The organism is Shewanella scandinavica (assembly GCF_031932065.1).
Classification (GTDB): Bacteria; Pseudomonadota; Gammaproteobacteria; order Enterobacterales; family Shewanellaceae; genus Shewanella; species Shewanella baltica.
Window position 1 is genome coordinate 40483 of the sequence record NZ_JAUOES010000002.1, and the last position, 17762, is coordinate 58244.

General features: G+C 47.2%; 12 protein-coding genes and 1 riboswitch. Of the genes, 3 read left to right on the forward strand and 9 right to left on the reverse strand.

Annotated elements, in window-relative coordinates:
• Positions 1-28: 28 nt before the first annotated feature.
• From Q4Q50_RS01670 to Q4Q50_RS01700, 7 genes are all read right to left on the reverse strand, one after another.
• On the reverse strand, positions 29-1744 hold the full coding sequence (locus Q4Q50_RS01670; protein WP_311898061.1) for a proline--tRNA ligase: 1716 nt from the start codon (positions 1742-1744) through the stop codon (positions 29-31).
• A gap of 166 nt (positions 1745-1910) precedes the next feature.
• Complete coding sequence (locus Q4Q50_RS01675; protein WP_115334255.1) at positions 1911-2555, reverse strand: acyltransferase; 645 nt, start codon at positions 2553-2555, stop codon at positions 1911-1913.
• Complete coding sequence (gene tsaA, locus Q4Q50_RS01680) at positions 2556-3290, reverse strand: tRNA (N6-threonylcarbamoyladenosine(37)-N6)-methyltransferase TrmO (RefSeq protein ID WP_011847253.1); 735 nt, start codon at positions 3288-3290, stop codon at positions 2556-2558.
• Positions 3291-3489: 199 nt separating this feature from the next.
• Complete coding sequence (gene rcsF / locus Q4Q50_RS01685; protein ID WP_006082342.1) at positions 3490-3870, reverse strand: Rcs stress response system protein RcsF; 381 nt, start codon at positions 3868-3870, stop codon at positions 3490-3492.
• 78 nt (positions 3871-3948) lie between these two features.
• Positions 3949-5295, reverse strand: a complete 1347-nt coding sequence (locus tag Q4Q50_RS01690; RefSeq protein WP_311898064.1) for an amidohydrolase family protein — start codon at positions 5293-5295, stop codon at positions 3949-3951.
• A complete protein-coding gene (locus Q4Q50_RS01695; protein ID WP_311898065.1) occupies positions 5295-8384 on the reverse strand; it encodes an amidohydrolase family protein in 3090 nt (1029 codons plus the stop codon). The genes Q4Q50_RS01690 and Q4Q50_RS01695 overlap by 1 nt, the downstream gene beginning before the upstream one ends.
• A 215-nt stretch (positions 8385-8599) precedes the next feature.
• Complete coding sequence (locus Q4Q50_RS01700; RefSeq protein ID WP_006082339.1) at positions 8600-8992, reverse strand: H-NS histone family protein; 393 nt, start codon at positions 8990-8992, stop codon at positions 8600-8602.
• A gap of 310 nt (positions 8993-9302) precedes the next feature.
• On the opposite strand from Q4Q50_RS01700, the gene Q4Q50_RS01705 reads away from it, so the two are divergent.
• From Q4Q50_RS01705 to Q4Q50_RS01715, 3 genes are all read left to right on the forward strand, one after another.
• Entirely contained in the window at positions 9303-10052 is a 750-nt protein-coding gene (locus tag Q4Q50_RS01705) for an electron transfer flavoprotein subunit beta/FixA family protein (RefSeq protein WP_006082338.1), read from the forward strand.
• A complete protein-coding gene (locus tag Q4Q50_RS01710) occupies positions 10053-10979 on the forward strand; it encodes an electron transfer flavoprotein subunit alpha/FixB family protein (RefSeq protein ID WP_311898066.1) in 927 nt (308 codons plus the stop codon).
• Positions 10980-11074: 95 nt separating this feature from the next.
• Positions 11075-11271, forward strand: a riboswitch (Lysine riboswitch).
• 79 nt (positions 11272-11350) lie between these two features.
• The gene (locus Q4Q50_RS01715) at positions 11351-12919 is read left to right on the forward strand and encodes a Na+/H+ antiporter NhaC family protein (protein ID WP_311898067.1); all 1569 of its coding nucleotides are present in this window, start codon (positions 11351-11353) and stop codon (positions 12917-12919) included.
• A 172-nt stretch (positions 12920-13091) separates the two neighbouring features.
• Here Q4Q50_RS01715 and Q4Q50_RS01720 read toward each other — a convergent pair whose 3' ends face one another.
• A complete protein-coding gene (locus Q4Q50_RS01720; RefSeq protein WP_311898069.1) occupies positions 13092-15242 on the reverse strand; it encodes a M3 family metallopeptidase in 2151 nt (716 codons plus the stop codon).
• A 202-nt stretch (positions 15243-15444) separates the two neighbouring features.
• On the reverse strand, positions 15445-17547 hold the full coding sequence (locus Q4Q50_RS01725; protein WP_311898070.1) for a multiheme c-type cytochrome: 2103 nt from the start codon (positions 17545-17547) through the stop codon (positions 15445-15447).
• Positions 17548-17762: the final 215 nt, after the last annotated feature.

Consider the following 17762-nt stretch of genomic DNA (forward strand, 5'->3'; position numbering starts at 1 on the left):
TAAGCTTTTCTATATTTCGCGTTGAGGCTTAGCCTTTCACTGCGTTTTTCAGGAAGTCGAGCAGTTGATCAAATGGAATATCTTGCTTTTCACCGGTACGGCGGTTTTTGTATTCAAATACGCCAGCATCGATATTGCGATCGCCAATCACCACTGTGTGTGGGATACCAATCAGTTCCATATCGGCGAACATTACGCCTGGACGCTCTTTACGATCGTCCAGTAATACGTCAATACCCGCTTCGTTTAAGTCTTTGTATAACTGCTCGGCGATATCGGTTACGCGGTGCGACTTGTGCATGTTCATTGGCAGAATGCCCACGCTAAATGGCGCAATCGCTTCTGGCCAAATGATGCCACGGTCATCGAAGTTTTGCTCGATGGCTGCGGCCACAATACGGCTTACGCCGACGCCGTAACAACCCATCAATAGCACCTGTGACTTGCCGTTTTCGTCAAGTACAGTCGCGTTCATCGATTTAGAGTAGTTAGTACCCAGTTGGAAAATATGACCCACTTCGATACCGCGTGCCATAGCATAAGTGCCTGAACCATCTGGTGTTGGCTCGCCTTCGACTACGTTACGGATGTCGGCAACTTGTGCTGTCGGCAGATCGCGTTCCCAGTTGATACCAAAATAATGTTTGTCATCCACATTCGCACCAGCAGCAAAATCGTTCATTACGCTAACGCTGTGATCGATAACGATAGGGATGTTAAGACCGATAGGGCCAAGTGAACCAGGACCTGCGCCAATGGCGTCACGGATCAGCGCTTCTGATGCCATTTCTACTGGTGATGCCACTAAGTCTAACTTGTCAGCTTTGACTTCGTTGAGTTCATGGTCACCGCGAACAATCAGTGCCACTAACGGCGTCGCTTCTGATGCGCCCACGACGATCAAGGTTTTGACGGTTTTAGTGATATCCAGATCAAACTGCTCAACCAATTCAGCAATGGTCTTTGCATTTGGGGTATCGACTAAACGCAATTCTTCAGTGGCAGCGCCGCGAGGCTCTGTGGGTACTGGTGATTCAGCTTTCTCGATGTTAGCCGCGTAATCGCTACCCGTTGAGTAAGCAATTAAATCTTCACCGCTTTGCGCCAGAACGTGGAACTCGTGTGACATGCTGCCACCGATAGAACCTGTGTCAGCTAATACTGGACGGAAGGCTAAACCCATGCGCGTTAGAATGTTGCTATAGGCGTTGTACATGGCCTCATAGGTTTCATTCATGGTATCGACGTCAAGGTGGAAAGAGTAGGCGTCTTTCATCAAGAATTCGCGTGAGCGCATCATGCCAAAACGTGGGCGAACTTCGTCACGGAATTTGGTTTGGATTTGGTAAAGGTTCAGCGGTAATTGCTTGTATGAGCTGACTTCTTTACGAATGAGATCTGTGATCACTTCTTCGTGGGTTGGGCCCAGTACGAAGTCGCGATTGTGGCGATCTTTAAAGCGCAGCAGCTCGGGACCAAACTTTTCCCAACGACCTGTTTCTACCCACAAGTCTGCCGGTTGCACCATAGGCATTAGAATTTCAATTGCACCGGCTTTGTTCATTTCTTCACGAACAATGGCTTCGACTTTACGCAGCACGCGTAAGCCCGTGGGGAGGTAGCTATAAAGGCCCGACGCATTACGACGGATCATGCCCGCACGTAACATTAATTGATGACTAATGACTTCTGCGTTGGCAGGAGTTTCTTTCTGTGTTGATAGCAGGTACTTGCTGACGCGCATTACCGATGTCCAAATTTGAGTTGAATGGTCGCCATTTTATCACCTGCTTTGATGATGTCACCTACGTATTTAGGTTAAATTCAACTAGCTGGGAGACAAATAGCATTTTTGAGAAGATTACTGAGTCAAAGGAAAGCGATTTAAGATGCGATTTGTACCAGCCGATTTAGCTTTTATCCCGCCTATCGCCAATCACTTTGGCAGGGTTGCCAGCCACTATCGCCCAGTCGGGCACATCTTTAGTTACTATGCTACCCATACCCACCACAGCGTGATCGCCAATTGTCACACCATCGACTATGCCGGCCTGAGCGCCAATCCACACATCTTTACCTATAACAATGCCTTTGGAGTTGGCAGCTTGTTGATAGATGGGCGTATCTGGCGCCATGCCATGGTTGAAGGCATAAATAGTGACATTATTAGCGATGCGGGTCTGGCTGCCAATCTGAATACCGACCCTGCCACCATCGAAGGAGCAACCATGATTAATCGCCACTTCATCCCCTAGCGTGATGGGCCCGTGTAAAAAACAGTCGGCGGCGATCATGCAGCGATTACCCATGCGGATATCACGATTGGGTTCGGCGAATAACTGCGCTTCGGGTGCAATAAAACAGTGCTCGCCGATGTTGACTGTTTCGAGGGCACAAAGCTTTGCTTGGATCTCATCCTGCCAAGGTTTTGCCCAGACTAAATGTTTCTCTTTTAAAGAAAAATACAGCCACGGCATCCAAGAGAGACGCTTTTTATGCTGGCTTTGATAATCAGGCAAAGATGCCGGCTCTGATCTAGGCGTTGGCGTAGGCATTTAGCCACATTTCCCCGGTTTGAGTTCCAGTACCAAGATGTATTCTTGGTCATTATTATCGACCGCCATTTGCCAGAACACATCTAAATCATAGAGGGCGACTTGATAAAGCTTAGGATCGTCCTTGGCTTTTTTATAGGCGGGGCGCGGATCTTGCCCCAAGACTCCGCGGATAAGTACGGCTAAATCTGTGTAGGTTTCCTGCTGGGCGTAACGCTCAATTTGTGCCTTGGCATTATCGGAATACACCACTGAAATCAGTTTAGGGGCGTCTTGAGCAATGCCGCCGACAGCATCGGTAATCGAATCCGAGAATGGAATGTAAGGCTTAATATCGATAATTGGCGTGCCATCGACCAGATCCATACCGGAAATCTCGAGACACACTTTGCCCTTGCGTTGTACTACACCGTGCAGTTTCACTACTGACTGGCCTATACCATTAGGGCGAAAAGTGGAGCGAGTGGCGAATACGCCGAGTTTTTCATTGCCGCCTAATCGCGGCGGCCGCACTGTGGTTTTCCAACCTTGGGCAAGATTTTCATGGAAGCAAAATAGCAACCAGAGATGGGAATATTGCTCTATGCCACGCACCGCATCGATATGATTGACATGGGGTTCGAGTTCGACATAGCCGCGAGCCTCAACGAGTCCGGGTTGTCTTGGAATGCCAAACTTTTGTTTATAGGGGGTGCGGCATGTCGCTACTGCGACAATTTGGTTGGTAAATGTCATGCAAAAAATTACCTAAAAGGGTAAGTATAACAACCGCCTAAGTTCATCATTCTAAGCTCATCATTAAGGCCCATCTTTGAGCGCTAATTATGCAGCGTTAGCCATGAATCCTTGCTCATGGAACATCAGCCATTAAGCGGTTGATACGGGCAATCTTAGATCATCGAATCGCGAGCAGTTTGTTTGCTCAGCGTGTGACTTACTCTGCGGTAGCCGTTTTAACTGCTTGGCCTACGCACAGGGCGCGGCTGATACAACCTTGGGCGGCTTCATCTAACATCACACATTGTTTGATGATAATGCCGTTAGCGCCTTTATCTGCGGCGTTACGGCGGGCTTCGGTTCTGGCATCGGCTAATGACGCAGGTACGCTGTTGACATCGGCCTGACAGGATTCCCCTTGGACCAACCCTTTTAATTCATAATGACCTTTTGGCAAGGTATCGCCTTCATAGAGGGTGACATCGGATGCCTTGAAATAGTCATTAATCGCCTCACCGTCCAAATTACTGTTAAAACTGTAGTCGCTTGCACAGGCACTGAGCAGTAGCACTAATGCACTTGAGAGGATAATTTTCATGGTTTGACCTGAGATTGAGGGGAAAACTGCGCAGCCTTGGTAGGCTGCGCCGATGCGATATTATTATCTGAGTAAATTCTACCGCTTAAGGTACTTTTGATAAAGCTGCTGATGGCGATTATTCAGATCTATCTGCCGTCCTTCAATCCAGATAGCCTCTATCTTATTGGTCATAGGGTCGAGAATGTCCCCCTCGGACAGTACAACACTGCCTTGGTATCCCACGGCAATCGCCCCTAAATCCTCGACACCTAACAGTTTTGCGGCATCTAAGGTGATGGACTTAAGCGCTTGCTCAGGCGTTAAATCATAGGCGGCGCTATAACCTGCTGCATAGGGTAAGTTACGGCTGTTCCAGTCCGATGAGAACCCAAGGGCAAAGGGAATTCCTGCATTAGCGAGCAAGGAGGGGATTTTAAAGGGCAAATCCACCGGTTCATCTTTACGCTTAGGCAGACTCAAAGTATGTGGGTAAATGACGCTCGCATTAACTTCCCTCAGGCTTGAGGCTAAGCGCCATGCATCGTATCCGCCGACAATCACCAGTTTGAATTGGTATTTTTTTGTCAGAGCAATCACTTGCTCAATTTGGCCAACACTGTCGGCATGGGCAAACAGTGTCGCTTTACCTTGGTATAGCGGCAACATGGCCTGCCAGCGCAGGTTGTTGGTCGCGGACTGTGGATCTTCATCCTTGTTGTTATCTTTGCCCTTGGCTTTATCACTTAAGAAATAGCGATAGCCATCTTCAAAGGCGATATTGAGCTGGTCGATCGCCTGCTGATTTTTCTCGATAGCCTTGGCTTTCTCTTTTTCATCTTCTGGCATGCGTTTAATTTGCGGCCAGTAGACATGGAACTGTCCTGCACTGGGTGTCAGTGCATCCTCAATCGTCCACGCATCGAGATCCACTAGTACCGATTGGCCAGCAATACCATCGCCGCTCGGGACGATTTGTGCGTGAGTAATGCCGTTGAAACGTATGGTCGGGATGAGCTCCGAATCCGCATTGTAAGCTGTGGCTGTGCTGATCTGCGGATTGATATAACCCACCTCGGCGTTATCGACCGTGGGGCGGCTCATTTCAATTTCAACTAAGCCTAAGCTGGTATCGAGGGCAATTAAGCCCGGATACAAGTGTTTACCGCTAGCATCGACGACTTGAGTGTCACTGGTTTCTGCGGTTGCACTGTTGATTTGGCTGGTGAGTTGAGGCCCAACGGCCGTGATCTTGCCATTTTCAATCAAGACATCAGTATTGCTGAGCACGCCTTGACTGACTGTGTGCACTGTGGCGTTTTTAATCAGTACGCTGCGACTTTGTTTAGGAGTAGGCACGATATCGTTTGCCATCGCTGGGGCCAGCGTGGTGCAAATCGCGCCCAGTAGCGCGGCAAACAAAACCGGTTTAGATGAATGTTGCATTATTTGGCTCCCTCATGAGTGTGGCCCCATGCTTGATAGTGGGTGTCGCAGTGCCACTGTGGCTCGTTAAGTGGCGTGACTTTTTCACCCGCTTTGGCTTGATCATCACTGCTGAGAATTTTTTGGATAAGTGCGGCGCGCTCGTTGACGACTGCTTGCTGGGCAATTTGGTCTTGGTCGCGGTCAAAGTAGCGTTTTCCTTCAACCCATGCCTGTGTCACTTTGGCGTAAATCGACAGTGGCTCTGCGTTCCACAGCACGATATCGGCCATTTTCCCAGGTGTGAGTGAACCCACAAATTCATCGACTCTTAATTGCTTGGCTGGATTAATAGTGACCATTTTCCAAGCATCTTCCTTCGACATATTGCAATACATCATAGACTTAGCCGCTTCTTGGTTGAGTCTGCGCTGCATTTCATAGTCGTCTGAGTTTATGCTGGTGGTCACGCCTTTGTTTTGCATCAAACACGCATTTTGTGGAATCGCGTCGTACACCTCAAACTTATAGGCCCACCAATCGGCAAAGGTCGAAGCGCCAGCGCCATGGGCGGCCAGTTCACTCGCCACTTTGTAACCTTCGAGCACATGGGTAAAGGTTTGCACTTTAAAGTGATAAGCCTCAGCTAAGCGGATAAACATCAGGATTTCTGACTGCACATAGGAGTGAATGTGCACATCACGCTGCTGATTTAATACTTCGGCCACTGCTTGCAGACGGTAACTTGGGCGCGGTGCAACGGTTTTTTTCTTATCGCTGGAGCGCAGATTATCATAGGCTTTTAACGCATTTTCATAGGCGATGGCGGCATCGAAGGTCTCTTCAAATAAGGCTTTGACTCCCATACGCGTTTGCGGGAAGCGCTGCACAAATTTCTCGCCCCAATTACTCTGTTTGACGTTTTCACCTAAAGCAAACTTGATACTGGCGGGCGCGTTAGCAAATTTGAGTTGTTCGGCTGGCTCACCCCATTTCATTTTGATCAGTTGCGATTGGCCGCCAATTGGATTGGCGCTGCCGTGGAGTAATTGCGCGCTGGTGACGCCGCCCGCTAAGGCCCGATAGATTGAAATATCGTCGGGATTAATAATATCGCCAATGCGTACCTCAGAGGTCACAGCATCCGTGCCTTCGTTGGTGCCACCATTAATGGCGATATGTGAGTGTTCATCAATAATGCCCGCAGTAAGATGTTTACCTGTTGCATCGAGGACTTGATAACCAGAAGGCGTACTGAGTTGCTGGCCAATTTTTTCGATGCGGCCATTGGCCATCAAGAGATCTGCATGTTCGAGAATGCCTTGCTTATCCGAGGTCCACAGGGTGGCATTTTTGATGTGCAGCTTCTCGACCTTAGGTGCTTCGCTCAGTCCATAAGCAACGTTAGGGAAGGTGAGGTGACTCACTAGGCTAGTGTTGGCTTTATCCTTGGGTGCTTGATGGTCATCTTGAGTGGCATTATCAACCGCTGCAGTTTGCGCTATCGCAATACCGGCAACATTTGTGGTGCGACTCTTAGCATCGACCATGCGGCCCTGAATACCGTCATCGGCCATCCACAGCGTAAAGCGGCTAAGACCATTGATGCCTGCGGCGCTCAAATCGGCAGTAAAGCTTAATCGACCGTCGTCATCTAATTTAAGTTGGCTGAGCGCGATACTTTGCTCGCCACTGCTTAAGCTGCCTTGGATTTTAGGTTTATCACCTTTGCTCGCATCTTGCAGCGATAAATCCAGCGTGAGATTATTGAGGCTCAATTGATAATCGCCCAGTAATTTTGCTTGGGGCAGTGAGCGAAGACTTTGCTCCTGACCTTGCAACCAAACACTGTAGATCTGACCTTCTTTAAAAATATTGCCCTTAGTGATAACAAAGTCAGCCATGTAACCGGGGGCGAGTTTGCCGGTAAAATCGGCGGTGCCTGTCATCTCGGCGGCTTGGGTGGTCAGTGCAGCTAAGGCTTGCTCTTCACTCAAACCTTGGACAATGGCTTGGCGCAGGCGCGGCCAAAAGGCATCTGTCTTAATACCAAATTGTGTTAGTGCGAAGGGAATACCCGCTTTGGCAACTTCTGCTGGATTGGTTGGCGCACGTTCCCACTGTCTTAAATCCGCCAGTGACACTTCGCGATCGGCATCATCTGTTCCAACATCAGGCGCTTGCGGATAGTTTAAAGGCAAGATTAACGGGTAGTTCAGCGCCTTTAACTCATTGATGCGCGAGTATTCTTGACCATTACCGAGCAGGTTGGCTGGCAGTTTATGTTCTTTGAGTAAATGGGCGGCGCGCAATTGATCGTTGAGATTTTTGGTTTCAAAGATAATTTGCTTATCGGTTAAATTATCTAAGCGTTCAAAGGCGATATTAAATTCGACTTGATTGTTTATTGCGCCATTGCCTTGTTTGTTTTTATTTTGATTATACCAATTGGCGTCGGCAAAGGTTTGTCTAATAAGCGCAATACTGCCCATTAATGATGACGGATAATCTTGTTCAGATGAGCCTTTATCGAATGCCATAAAAGGTTGACTGCGGGCACGATAAATCACTTCGTTGGCGGTTTTGTCTGCTAATGACAGGCTAACACCCGTCCCTCGGAAGATTCCGTCGAGTTTGCTACTTTGCACACTCGTAAAGCCATTATTGATCCACTCTTTAGCGCGTTCTTTATTGGGATAAACGTAATTAAACCATTCTTTTTCAGAATGAATTGCACCATTGTCTGCATTGCCGCCGATACGTTTAATATCATAGACAGGGCGAGTGAGCCCAAGTTTTGGATATTCGAACTCAATCCCATAATCGGTGAAAGGATCGATAAATCCAGGGTAAATAGTATAACCACTCAAATCGATTTTAAATGCGCCAGCGGGAATGTCACCGTGCTCAATAATGGCTTTAATTCGATTATTTTCAACCAATAAAGTGGCATCGCTTAAACGCTTACCCGGCGCAATCATTAATTCAGCATGGGTAAAAGCCGTGAGTTTATTTGAGGTTGTCCCTGTATTGATTTGGGCATATGTGGTCTGTGAGACTAAGCTAGCGATCATGCTGCAGCTTATAATTATCTTATTGTTTATCTGCATTATTTTATTCAATCGAGTGAGGGTGAATAAAGAGTAACTGAAAGCAGATGTAAATACTAAGGTTGAATTGTAACGCAATTTGAGCGGGAATGAGGCGTGGGATTAACGCTTGTTGTTTTAGATTGCAGCCAATAGTGGATATAAAAAAGCTCGCAATGAATGCGAGCTTTTATGCAAATAGGTGTTGGTTACTCGAACCGCCACACCGAATTGGATTAGATTAAGAAATCTTCCATAGAACGACCTTTGTTGATCTCGTTCTTAAATACGGTAGGCATACGGCCTTGGCCAGTCCACTGAACCATTTCACCGTCAACTTCGATTTGGTATTTAGCTGGACGAGGAGCGCGTTTCTTCGCGGTTGCTTTAACAGCTACGCCACCTAAGTCATCAATTGATAAACCAACGGCTTCCATTTGTTGACGGATTTCTTCAATCTTAGCATTACGAGCTGCCATGGCTTGTTCTTCTTCCTCAGCCATAGACTCGCGTTCTACTAAAATTTTATCTAATTTATCGGCTAAATCACGTAACTCTTCAACGCTAAGTTCTTTAACTGCTGCTTTAAAACGACGGCCGTGAGTTAATATCTCTAAAAATTCGCTCATATCTATTTTCGTCCCACTCTAATTTTTAATACAGGATAATGGTGAACAACACCTAAATGATAGAAACTAATATAGCTCGAATCAAATAAAATTATGCGTTTTAAGTAAATTAAATATTATTTATATTTTGAACTTTTCTTATTTACTCAAATAAGTGTCCAAAAAAGTAGCCGTTGCGCGGATTAAAAAATGCAAACAGGCGTTTGACTTTGGTTGACGTTAACGTTAACAGGACGTAAAGTTGCTCTATCCTGCATTGGTATTAACCAATGTTTTGTCCATGTACATGAAAGTGTAGGAAGGAAACCCTATGAAAGTATTGGTGCCCGTTAAGCGCGTTGTTGATGCCAATGTGAAGGTCAGGGTCAAAGCTGACAATACAAGTGTTGACACTGCAAACCTAAAAATGGCGTTGAACCCTTTTTGTGAAATCGCAGTAGAAGAAGCGGTTCGTTTAAAAGAAGCGGGTAGCGCTACTGAAGTGGTTGTTGTCAGTATTGGTAATAAAGCCGTGCAAGAACAATTACGTACCGCGCTCGCATTAGGCGCAGACCGTGCGATTCATATCGATACTGAAGAAGAACTGGTGCCAGTATCTATCGCCAAATTGCTCAAAGCGGTACAAGACAAAGAACAAGCTGAACTGGTGATTTTTGGTAAGCAATCTATCGATGGCGATAACAATCAAACTGGTCAAATGTTCGCGGCGCTGATGGATATGCCACAGGCGACCTTTGCTTCTGAAATCAAATTGGAAGGTCAATCTGTGCAAGTTGCTCGCGAAGTTGACGGTGGTATGCAAACCTTACTTATGCCGTTACCTGCAGTCGTGACTGCCGATCTACGTTTGAACGAACCTCGTTATGCTTCACTGCCTAACATTATGAAAGCCAAGCGTAAGCCATTAGAAGTCTTTACTGTGGCTGATTTGGGCGTGACGTTAAAGAGTCACCAAACGGTTGTGAAGGTCACTCCGCCAGCAGAGCGTAAAGCAGGCATTATGGTAGCGTCGGTAGCTGAGCTAGTTGAAAAGTTAAAAAATGAAGCGAAGGTGATCTAAATGGCCATTTTAGTATTAGCTGAACATGATAATGCCGCACTGAAACTTGATACGGCAAAAATCGTCACTGCCGCTCGCGCCATTGGCGATGAAGTGCATGTACTGGTTGCGGGTCACCAATGTGGCGCGGTTGTCCAAGCTGCACAAGCACTACAAGGCGTTAGCCAAGTGCTCGTTGCCGATGTTAGCGTGTATGAAGCGCATTTAGCGGAAAATTTTGCCAAATTGCTGGTGGACTTAGCGCCAAACTATGGCCACATTCTGGCTTCTGCTTCGAGCTTAGGGAAGGACACGCTTCCGCGTGTGGCAGCATTATTAGATGTTGCGCAAATCTCTGAAGTCATTACCGTCGTCAGTGCGGACACTTTTGTGCGCCCTGTGTATGCGGGTAACGCCTTAGCGACAGTGCAAAGCCATGATGCCATCAAAGTGATGACAGTACGCGCCAGTGCTTTTGATGCTGCGCCAGAAGGTAACAGCGCGGCTGTGACGACACTCGATAAAGTGTTTGAAGCGAGAACTCAGTTTGTTTCTCAATCCTTGACGGTATCAGCCCGTCCAGAATTAGGTAATGCTGGCATTATCGTTTCTGGCGGCCGTGGTATGGGCAGTGGTGAAAACTTCGGCATTTTAGAGCAGCTTGCTGACAAGCTTGGTGCTGCGGTTGGCGCATCACGCGCGGCAGTTGACGCTGGCTTTGTGCCTAACGATTTACAAGTCGGTCAAACCGGTAAAATCGTTGCGCCTAACTTGTATATTGCCGTGGGGATTTCTGGCGCGATTCAACATTTAGCGGGCATGAAAGACGCAAAAGTTATCGTTGCTATTAACAAAGACGCGGAAGCGCCAATTTTCCAAGTTGCCGATTATGGCTTAGTTGCGGACTTATTTGAGGCGGTTCCTGAGCTGATCACAAGTCTCGGTTGATTTAATCTGTGATTTAGGTCACATTAAGTGGCTTTGCGGTAGCATCTGCTAAGCCGCTTATGTTTTTATGTGCCTCACGCCCGCGTAAGGGCGTTCTTAGAAGTAGAGGCGCGCCAAATATTAGTAGTGATCAGTAGGGTGATTCCGTTGATCGATTGCGAAAGGATTTGGTGCCGAAGTGGTTCGATTTATCACGATCAACTGCTGGGGTTGTATCTAATAGGTGCAACACTGCCATAGTATTTTCCGATACGGATATTGGAAATAGTTACTATGGAGCGCTACTGATAGGACAGGTGACCTTGGGTATCTATTGCCTTTCCCCACCAGTTCAGTCGCCCTCCATTCGTATTTAACGAAGATAATAATCAATGACTGTTATGAATTATGCCGATTCGGCACTTTCCTTGCTGCCGCCTGCGGTGGCTATTGTGTTGGCGATCTTAACTCGCCGTGTACTGCTTTCTTTGGGGTTAGGTATTTTAATTGGTGCTTTATTGCTCAATCAATTTTCACCTGTAGCGACGGGTGAATTTGTATTTAATGGCGTTAAAGGACTTTTTTGGACGGGCGAAGGCTTTAATTCGTGGAACTTATATATTCTCGGTTTCTTAATTGTACTGGGAATGATCACAGCGTTAATTACCGTAAGTGGCAGCGCGCGGGCTTTTGCCGATTGGGCTCGTTTACATATACGTAATAAACGTGACGCTAAATTATTAACCATGTTTTTAGGGTGTGTGGTTTTTATTGACGACTATTTCAATAGCTTAGTCGTAGGTTCGGTCGCTAGACCTGTTACCGACCGTTATTATATTTCCCGCGCTAAGTTAGCTTATTTATTAGATTCTACTGCGGCACCTGTGTGCGTTATTTCACCAGTATCAAGTTGGGGCGCGTATATTATTGCACTTATTGGTGGAATATTAACGGCCCATGGTTTTGCTGATACTGGCCATTTGAGTATTTTTATTCAAATGATCCCAATGAACTTCTATGCAATTTTCTCCTTGTTATTATTACTTTTCGTTGTCTTTATGGGATTAGATGTTGGGCCAATGCGCGAGCATGAACTCAATGCCCAGCGTGGTAATTTATACGATGAGTCAAAAGGATTACCGCCTGGAGCCAATGCGGATTTACCTGAAGCCGAAACCGGTAAGATCTTAGGTTTATTCCTGCCGATTACTGTGTTGGTATTTGCGACCCTGTATTTTATGGTCAACAGTGGCGCTCAAGTGCTTGCCGCTGAAGGGATTGAATTTAATATTATTTCAGCGTTTGAGAAAACCGATGTCAGTTCATCCCTTTTCTTTGGTGCATTAATCGGTTTAGCGATTTCGCTGATATTGAATTTAGTCCAAGGCGTTGAGAAATCAATGATAGTCAAAGGCATAGTGCAGGGCGCTCGCTCTATGCTGCCAGCGATTTATATCCTGTTGTTTGCTTGGACCATCGCAGGCGTGATTGGTCAACTCGAAACCGGCAAGTTTATGGCAAGTCTCGCGACGGGCAATATTCCGTTCGCCTTTTTGCCAGCCCTAATGTTTGTGTTAGCGGGTATTACTGCGTTCTCAACCGGTACTAGCTGGGGCACGTTCGGTATCATGTTGCCGATTGCTGCGGATATGGCGATGGGAAGTCACACTGGCATGATGTTGCCTATGCTTGCTTCTGTGCTGGCGGGCGCGGTATTTGGCGATCACTGTTCACCGATTTCCGATACTACGATTTTGTCGTCTACGGGCGCGAGTTGTCACCATATCGACCATGTGGTCACTCAGCTACCGTATGCATTGATTGCGGCGTTTATTAGCTTAACGGGTTATGTCGTACTTGGATTTACTGAGTCAGTTGTCGCAGGTTTAGTGGCCTGTAGTGTGGTGTTTGTGGTTAGCATCATAGTGCTAAAAATCAAATCTAAAGGCGCAATTAGCTAAACCTTAATTGAAACCTTGCACGGCAAAGGTTCACTACGAATAAGTCAAAATAAATCAGCCAGCATTATGCTGGCTGATTTTTTGGTTAACGCTCTATCTCTATCTTTAACCTAATCGCATTAAGGCTATCAGTACTTAACTTAGGCTACTTGCCGCTTAGGTTTTTTGTAGCTTAAAGTGTTTGGTCTAGCCCGCGGCGTTTTAGCAATCCTTGTGTCGTTGGCTCTTGTCCCCGGAAATTTTTGTAGGCTTCCATTGGTGCAATACTGTTGCCCACTTCACGAATAGTTTTGCGGTATTTCATGCCGATTTCACGGTTTAGACCACCTTGGGTTTGCACATAGGCAAAGGCATCCGCCGCTAAAATCTCACTCCACATATACGCGTAATAACTTGCCGAGTAACCACCGGGGAAGGCGTGGGCAAAGTAGGTCGATTTATAGCGTGGCGGCACGGCGCTGATGTTTAAGCCGTGCTTTTTCAGTGCATTGGCTTCAAAGGTGGCGACATCTTGCAACTGTGCATCTGGGCTTAATGAATGCCATTCCATGTCTACGAGCGCCGCAGCCATATATTCTAACGTATCGAAACCTTGGTTAAAGCTGCCTGATTTCAACAGTTTTTGCAGCAGTTCATCGGGAATGGGTTTGCCCGTTTCATAGTGTTTAGCGTAGTTGGCCAACACTTTGGGATGGGCCGCCCAGTCTTCTTCGAAGGTTGATGGGAATTCTACAAAGTCACGGGAAACCGAAGTGCCTGCCAGACTTGGGTAAGTCACTTTGGAGAACATGCCGTGGGTGCCGTGGCCCATTTCGTGGAACATAGTGGTGACTTCGTTGTAGCTGACGAAGGTCGGTTGACCCTCTGGTGCCTTCTTAATGTTCATCACGTTAACCACGACAGGCTTAGTGCCTTCGAGGAAGGATTGGCCTACAAACGAACTCATCCAAGCGCCGCCACGTTTACCTTCACGGGCAAAATAGTCGGCGTAGAAAATGGCCATGCTTGAGCCATCGGCATCAAACATTTCGTAGGCTTTCACATCGGGATGATAAACCGGTAAATCTGGGCGAGGTTTTAGGGTGACGCCATAGAGTTCTTTGAGGGTGTAGAACACGCCATCTTCGAGGACGCGGTTAAACTCAAAGTATGGGCGAATGCTATTGCCATCGAGGGCGTATTTTTCTTGGCGGACTTTCTCGGCGTAGAATTCCCAGTCCCATGGCGCCAGTTCAAATTTGCCGCCAGTCTTGTCGATCATAGCTTGAATATCGGCCGCTTCTTTCTCTGTATTAGCGACTACGGCTGGCACCATAGAGCCAAACATGCTGTAAACCGCTTCTGGCGTTTTGGCCATTTGCGGCGCTAGGCGATAACTCGCCCAGTTTTCATAACCTAATAGGGTGGCGCGCTCAGCGCGCAGTTGCGCTAAACGAGATACCAGCGACGCCGTTTCGTTTTCACCACTTAAGCCACGGTTAGCCGAGGCTTCCCAAATGCGTTGGCGCAGTTCACGGTTTTCCAGTGACGCCAATACGGGCTGGCGAGTGGTGTTGGTGATGTTGATCAGATACTTGCCATCGTGACCTGCTGCTTTAGCATCGTTTGCGGCCGAAGTGATATCGCTGTCAGTTAATCCTGCAAGCTCATTCTTTGATTCCACGATAACGGCGATTTCTTTAGTTAGGCGCAGTAAACGCTGGGAAAACTCATTGGTCAGTGTCGATTGTTCTTCGTTAAGAGCACGGATCTTCACTTTCTGCTCATCGGTCAGCTTAGCGCCCGCCATGATAAAGCGTTGATGATAGACCTCAACCAAACGCACAGCTTCTGGGGTTAACCCTAGGTTAGCGCGATCGTTATAAATGGCTTCGATGCGGGCAAATAGCGCTGGATTTAAGTTGATATTGTCCGAGTGGGCCGCCATTTTGGGTGCCATTTCACCTTGGATTTTACGCAGTTCTGGATTGCTGTTCGAACCCGCTAGATTATAAAACACACTCGATGCGCGGCTGAGCAGGGCACCGCTTTTTTCCATCGCGACAATAGTGTTGTCGAAACTTGCCGCGGCGGGATTATTCGCAATCGCGAGGATTTCTTGATAGTGCTCGGCCATGCCTTGCTCTAGGGCAGGCGTAAAGTGCTCATTTTTGATGAGGCTAAAGTCGGGCGCTTGATATTGCAGACTACTGACTTGAAACAAGGGGTTTTGGACTTGTACCGACATGGCGTTAGGGGCTTTGCTTTCTGTGTTGCTACAACCTGCCATAAATCCGGCGGTGAGCGTGGCGCCGATGGCGATGGCAATAAAACGTTTACGCATAATTGAGTGACTTCCTTTGAATTGTTGTTTTTTTAGGACTGTAACGTTAGTAACTTAAATGGGACTGAAAATGGCTTGTTATCGGGCTGTATCTAAATAAAAAGGAGTCCCGTGTTGATGAGACTCCTTGGCGATTTCCTTGCAGGGAAAATCGGTACCGCTTTTTACTGACTATTTAATCATGCGATGATGAAATGACTAATTAGCGAGTAAACTTGTGGTATTTATCAATACCAGAGCTTCTACCTGTGTTATGACATACTGCACAGGATTCAGTTGTTGGTTGTTTAAACCAATCTGCCACGCTAGGAACGCTGATCTCACCACCGTTGCTCACCATGTGCGCTTTCGCAGAATCAATCGTATGGCAGGCATAGCAGTTTGCAGATACAGGGCTGGTCATCTTGCTGCCGGGTTCTAAAATGTATTGATTTGGAATTTTATCTAAATCAATCGCTTTATCATGGCAGGCTACGCAACTGGTGACAGGATTGATCGCCCCTGCACCGTTAGCCGCATTCGCTTGAGTTCCATCCGCTTTCATTTCACCGACTTTAGCGCCATTACCCCAGTGCCAGCTGTGAACCATAGGGCCAAAACCTGCGCCTAAGGCGGCTGATGTCCGTGCCATGCCGTTGTCATGGCAAGCAATACAGCCATTACCGCCGTCATCGAAGGCCCCATTTTTGTGGAATGCAGTGGCATCGTTATGACAAGTCGTACAGCTGTTAGCGCTCACTATCTCACGACGCTCAAAGCCTGAGACTTTTTGAGCCGTGACAGGGTTAACGACGTCTGAGTAGGCGGTAAAGGATACGCCCATAGAACCGTCATAACCTGTCGCTCTTAGGCTGCCATTACTTTGATAACGTTGATTGCCATCATATTCAATCCAACCTGCGGTACTGAATGTCACGCGGGCAGAGTAAACATAGTTAGCATTCACAGCGCTGATATCCGTCAGTAAGTGACAGATGTTCTTAGTGCCGTCGGTGTTGTAACCATAGTAATAGTTAGTACGGTTTCCTGGGCGGCCCACTAAACTGCCATTGTCATAGGCGTGCAGATAGGCGCTGGCATAGACCAGCGGTTTCTTGGCATCAAACACCAGCGGATCTGAGTAGTTGAAGTTATCTTTGATACTAAAGATATTGCCATCAACATCCTTTACAGTAAGTGTTGTACACCAGCCTGGGGCGGCGACTGCGGCAGCACCTGTTGGCGCATAGTGATCTGTTTTCGTTGATATATCATCGACTTTAACTGGGGCCGCTAATGTCACTTTGTACTTAGCGCGAATAGCTTGGCGTTCAGTAATGCCAGACTTGCCTTCATGCATAGTACGGACATCGGCACCATTACTTGGGATAATAACGCCTGGTACACCACCACTATCATGGCAATCGATACAACCGGGTCCTGCAACGTTGATGTTAGTTGGGGCTTCAACGTGACAGGATGTACAGTTTTGTACTGAAAAGTCTTTAGTAAAATCTTGGTGATTAACATGGCCAATTTTAGATAAGGTGTTTGTCGTATAGCCACCCACAGAGAAACCTTCCGCATTGACAGCGCCGCGACTCACTGAGCCGTGACATGCTAAACAGCCTTCTACGAAAGTGACTTCACCGTCCATACCGGTTGCAACATAGCTTGCATGGCGACGAGGACTGGTTGCGTAATCGACGTGACAGGAATAGCAACTATCGGTTGTGGTGGAATGAGTGCCTTCGGGTTTATTGACAACTAAGGGGGCTGAACGTGCGATACCTGTTGCGCTATTGCCGCCAACGCGTAACCACACAATACCTTCAGTGCTCGGGTTTACCCCTAACATTGGGGTCACAAAAGTGTAGTGACCGTCGCCTAAAGAGGTCAGTGTGGCACCTTCAGTCGCTTGAGTTGCCGCGCCACCAATATGCACATTGTCTGCAACGCCATTAAGATCACTTTCGGTACGGTTATTGATGAAACCTTTATCGGTTAACGCCGCGACTTTAGCCTCTGCGTTTTGCAGCCCGTTGATTAAATTATTATTCTCATCAGTAATTTCAAATTCGTAACTGATACTGCCTTCGCCAAAGCTGTAGTTGATCACTTTGACTTTCGTCAGCGTCGAGCTAGTGACTGGGGGCGGTGTTCCGGGTTCCCCGGGTGTGCCAGGCGTACCTGGGGTTCCCGGAATACCGGGCGTTCCTGGTGCGCCATCGACACCATCTTTGCCATCATCGCCACAACCAACAAGGGCACCAGTTAGTGCTAAAGCCACTAAGTATGCCAGTTTTCTAGAGGTGAAAATTCTCATCATTATCTCCATTTGATCCAATATGCGCATAAAGGACGGAGTGGAGCACTAAAGTTTGCAGGGTAGATTAGTGCTTTGACCGTTAGCTTTAATTTGCAAGCTATCGAATACTTTCTTTTTTTAAATTGAGCACGTTTTGTCTCGAATGAAATATTACTGTTAACAAGATGTTTGTTTTTTTTGGGCGCAAGCCCATTAACACTTAATACTTTGGA

What these genes read in the sequence shown, in the direction of transcription:
- Q4Q50_RS01670 (WP_311898061.1), bottom strand. Translation starts at nt 1,744, where the DNA reads ATGCGCGTCAGCAAGTACCTGCTATCAACACAGAAAGAAACTCCTGCC.
- Q4Q50_RS01675 (WP_115334255.1), bottom strand. Translation starts at nt 2,555, where the DNA reads ATGCCTACGCCAACGCCTAGATCAGAGCCGGCATCTTTGCCTGATTAT.
- tsaA (WP_011847253.1), bottom strand. Translation starts at nt 3,290, where the DNA reads ATGACATTTACCAACCAAATTGTCGCAGTAGCGACATGCCGCACCCCC.
- rcsF (WP_006082342.1), bottom strand. Translation starts at nt 3,870, where the DNA reads ATGAAAATTATCCTCTCAAGTGCATTAGTGCTACTGCTCAGTGCCTGT.
- Q4Q50_RS01690 (WP_311898064.1), bottom strand. Translation starts at nt 5,295, where the DNA reads ATGCAACATTCATCTAAACCGGTTTTGTTTGCCGCGCTACTGGGCGCG.
- Q4Q50_RS01695 (WP_311898065.1), bottom strand. Translation starts at nt 8,384, where the DNA reads ATGCAGATAAACAATAAGATAATTATAAGCTGCAGCATGATCGCTAGC.
- Q4Q50_RS01700 (WP_006082339.1), bottom strand. Translation starts at nt 8,992, where the DNA reads ATGAGCGAATTTTTAGAGATATTAACTCACGGCCGTCGTTTTAAAGCA.
- Q4Q50_RS01705 (WP_006082338.1), top strand. Translation starts at nt 9,303, where the DNA reads ATGAAAGTATTGGTGCCCGTTAAGCGCGTTGTTGATGCCAATGTGAAG.
- Q4Q50_RS01710 (WP_311898066.1), top strand. Translation starts at nt 10,053, where the DNA reads ATGGCCATTTTAGTATTAGCTGAACATGATAATGCCGCACTGAAACTT.
- Q4Q50_RS01715 (WP_311898067.1), top strand. Translation starts at nt 11,351, where the DNA reads ATGACTGTTATGAATTATGCCGATTCGGCACTTTCCTTGCTGCCGCCT.
- Q4Q50_RS01720 (WP_311898069.1), bottom strand. Translation starts at nt 15,242, where the DNA reads ATGCGTAAACGTTTTATTGCCATCGCCATCGGCGCCACGCTCACCGCC.
- Q4Q50_RS01725 (WP_311898070.1), bottom strand. Translation starts at nt 17,547, where the DNA reads ATGAGAATTTTCACCTCTAGAAAACTGGCATACTTAGTGGCTTTAGCA.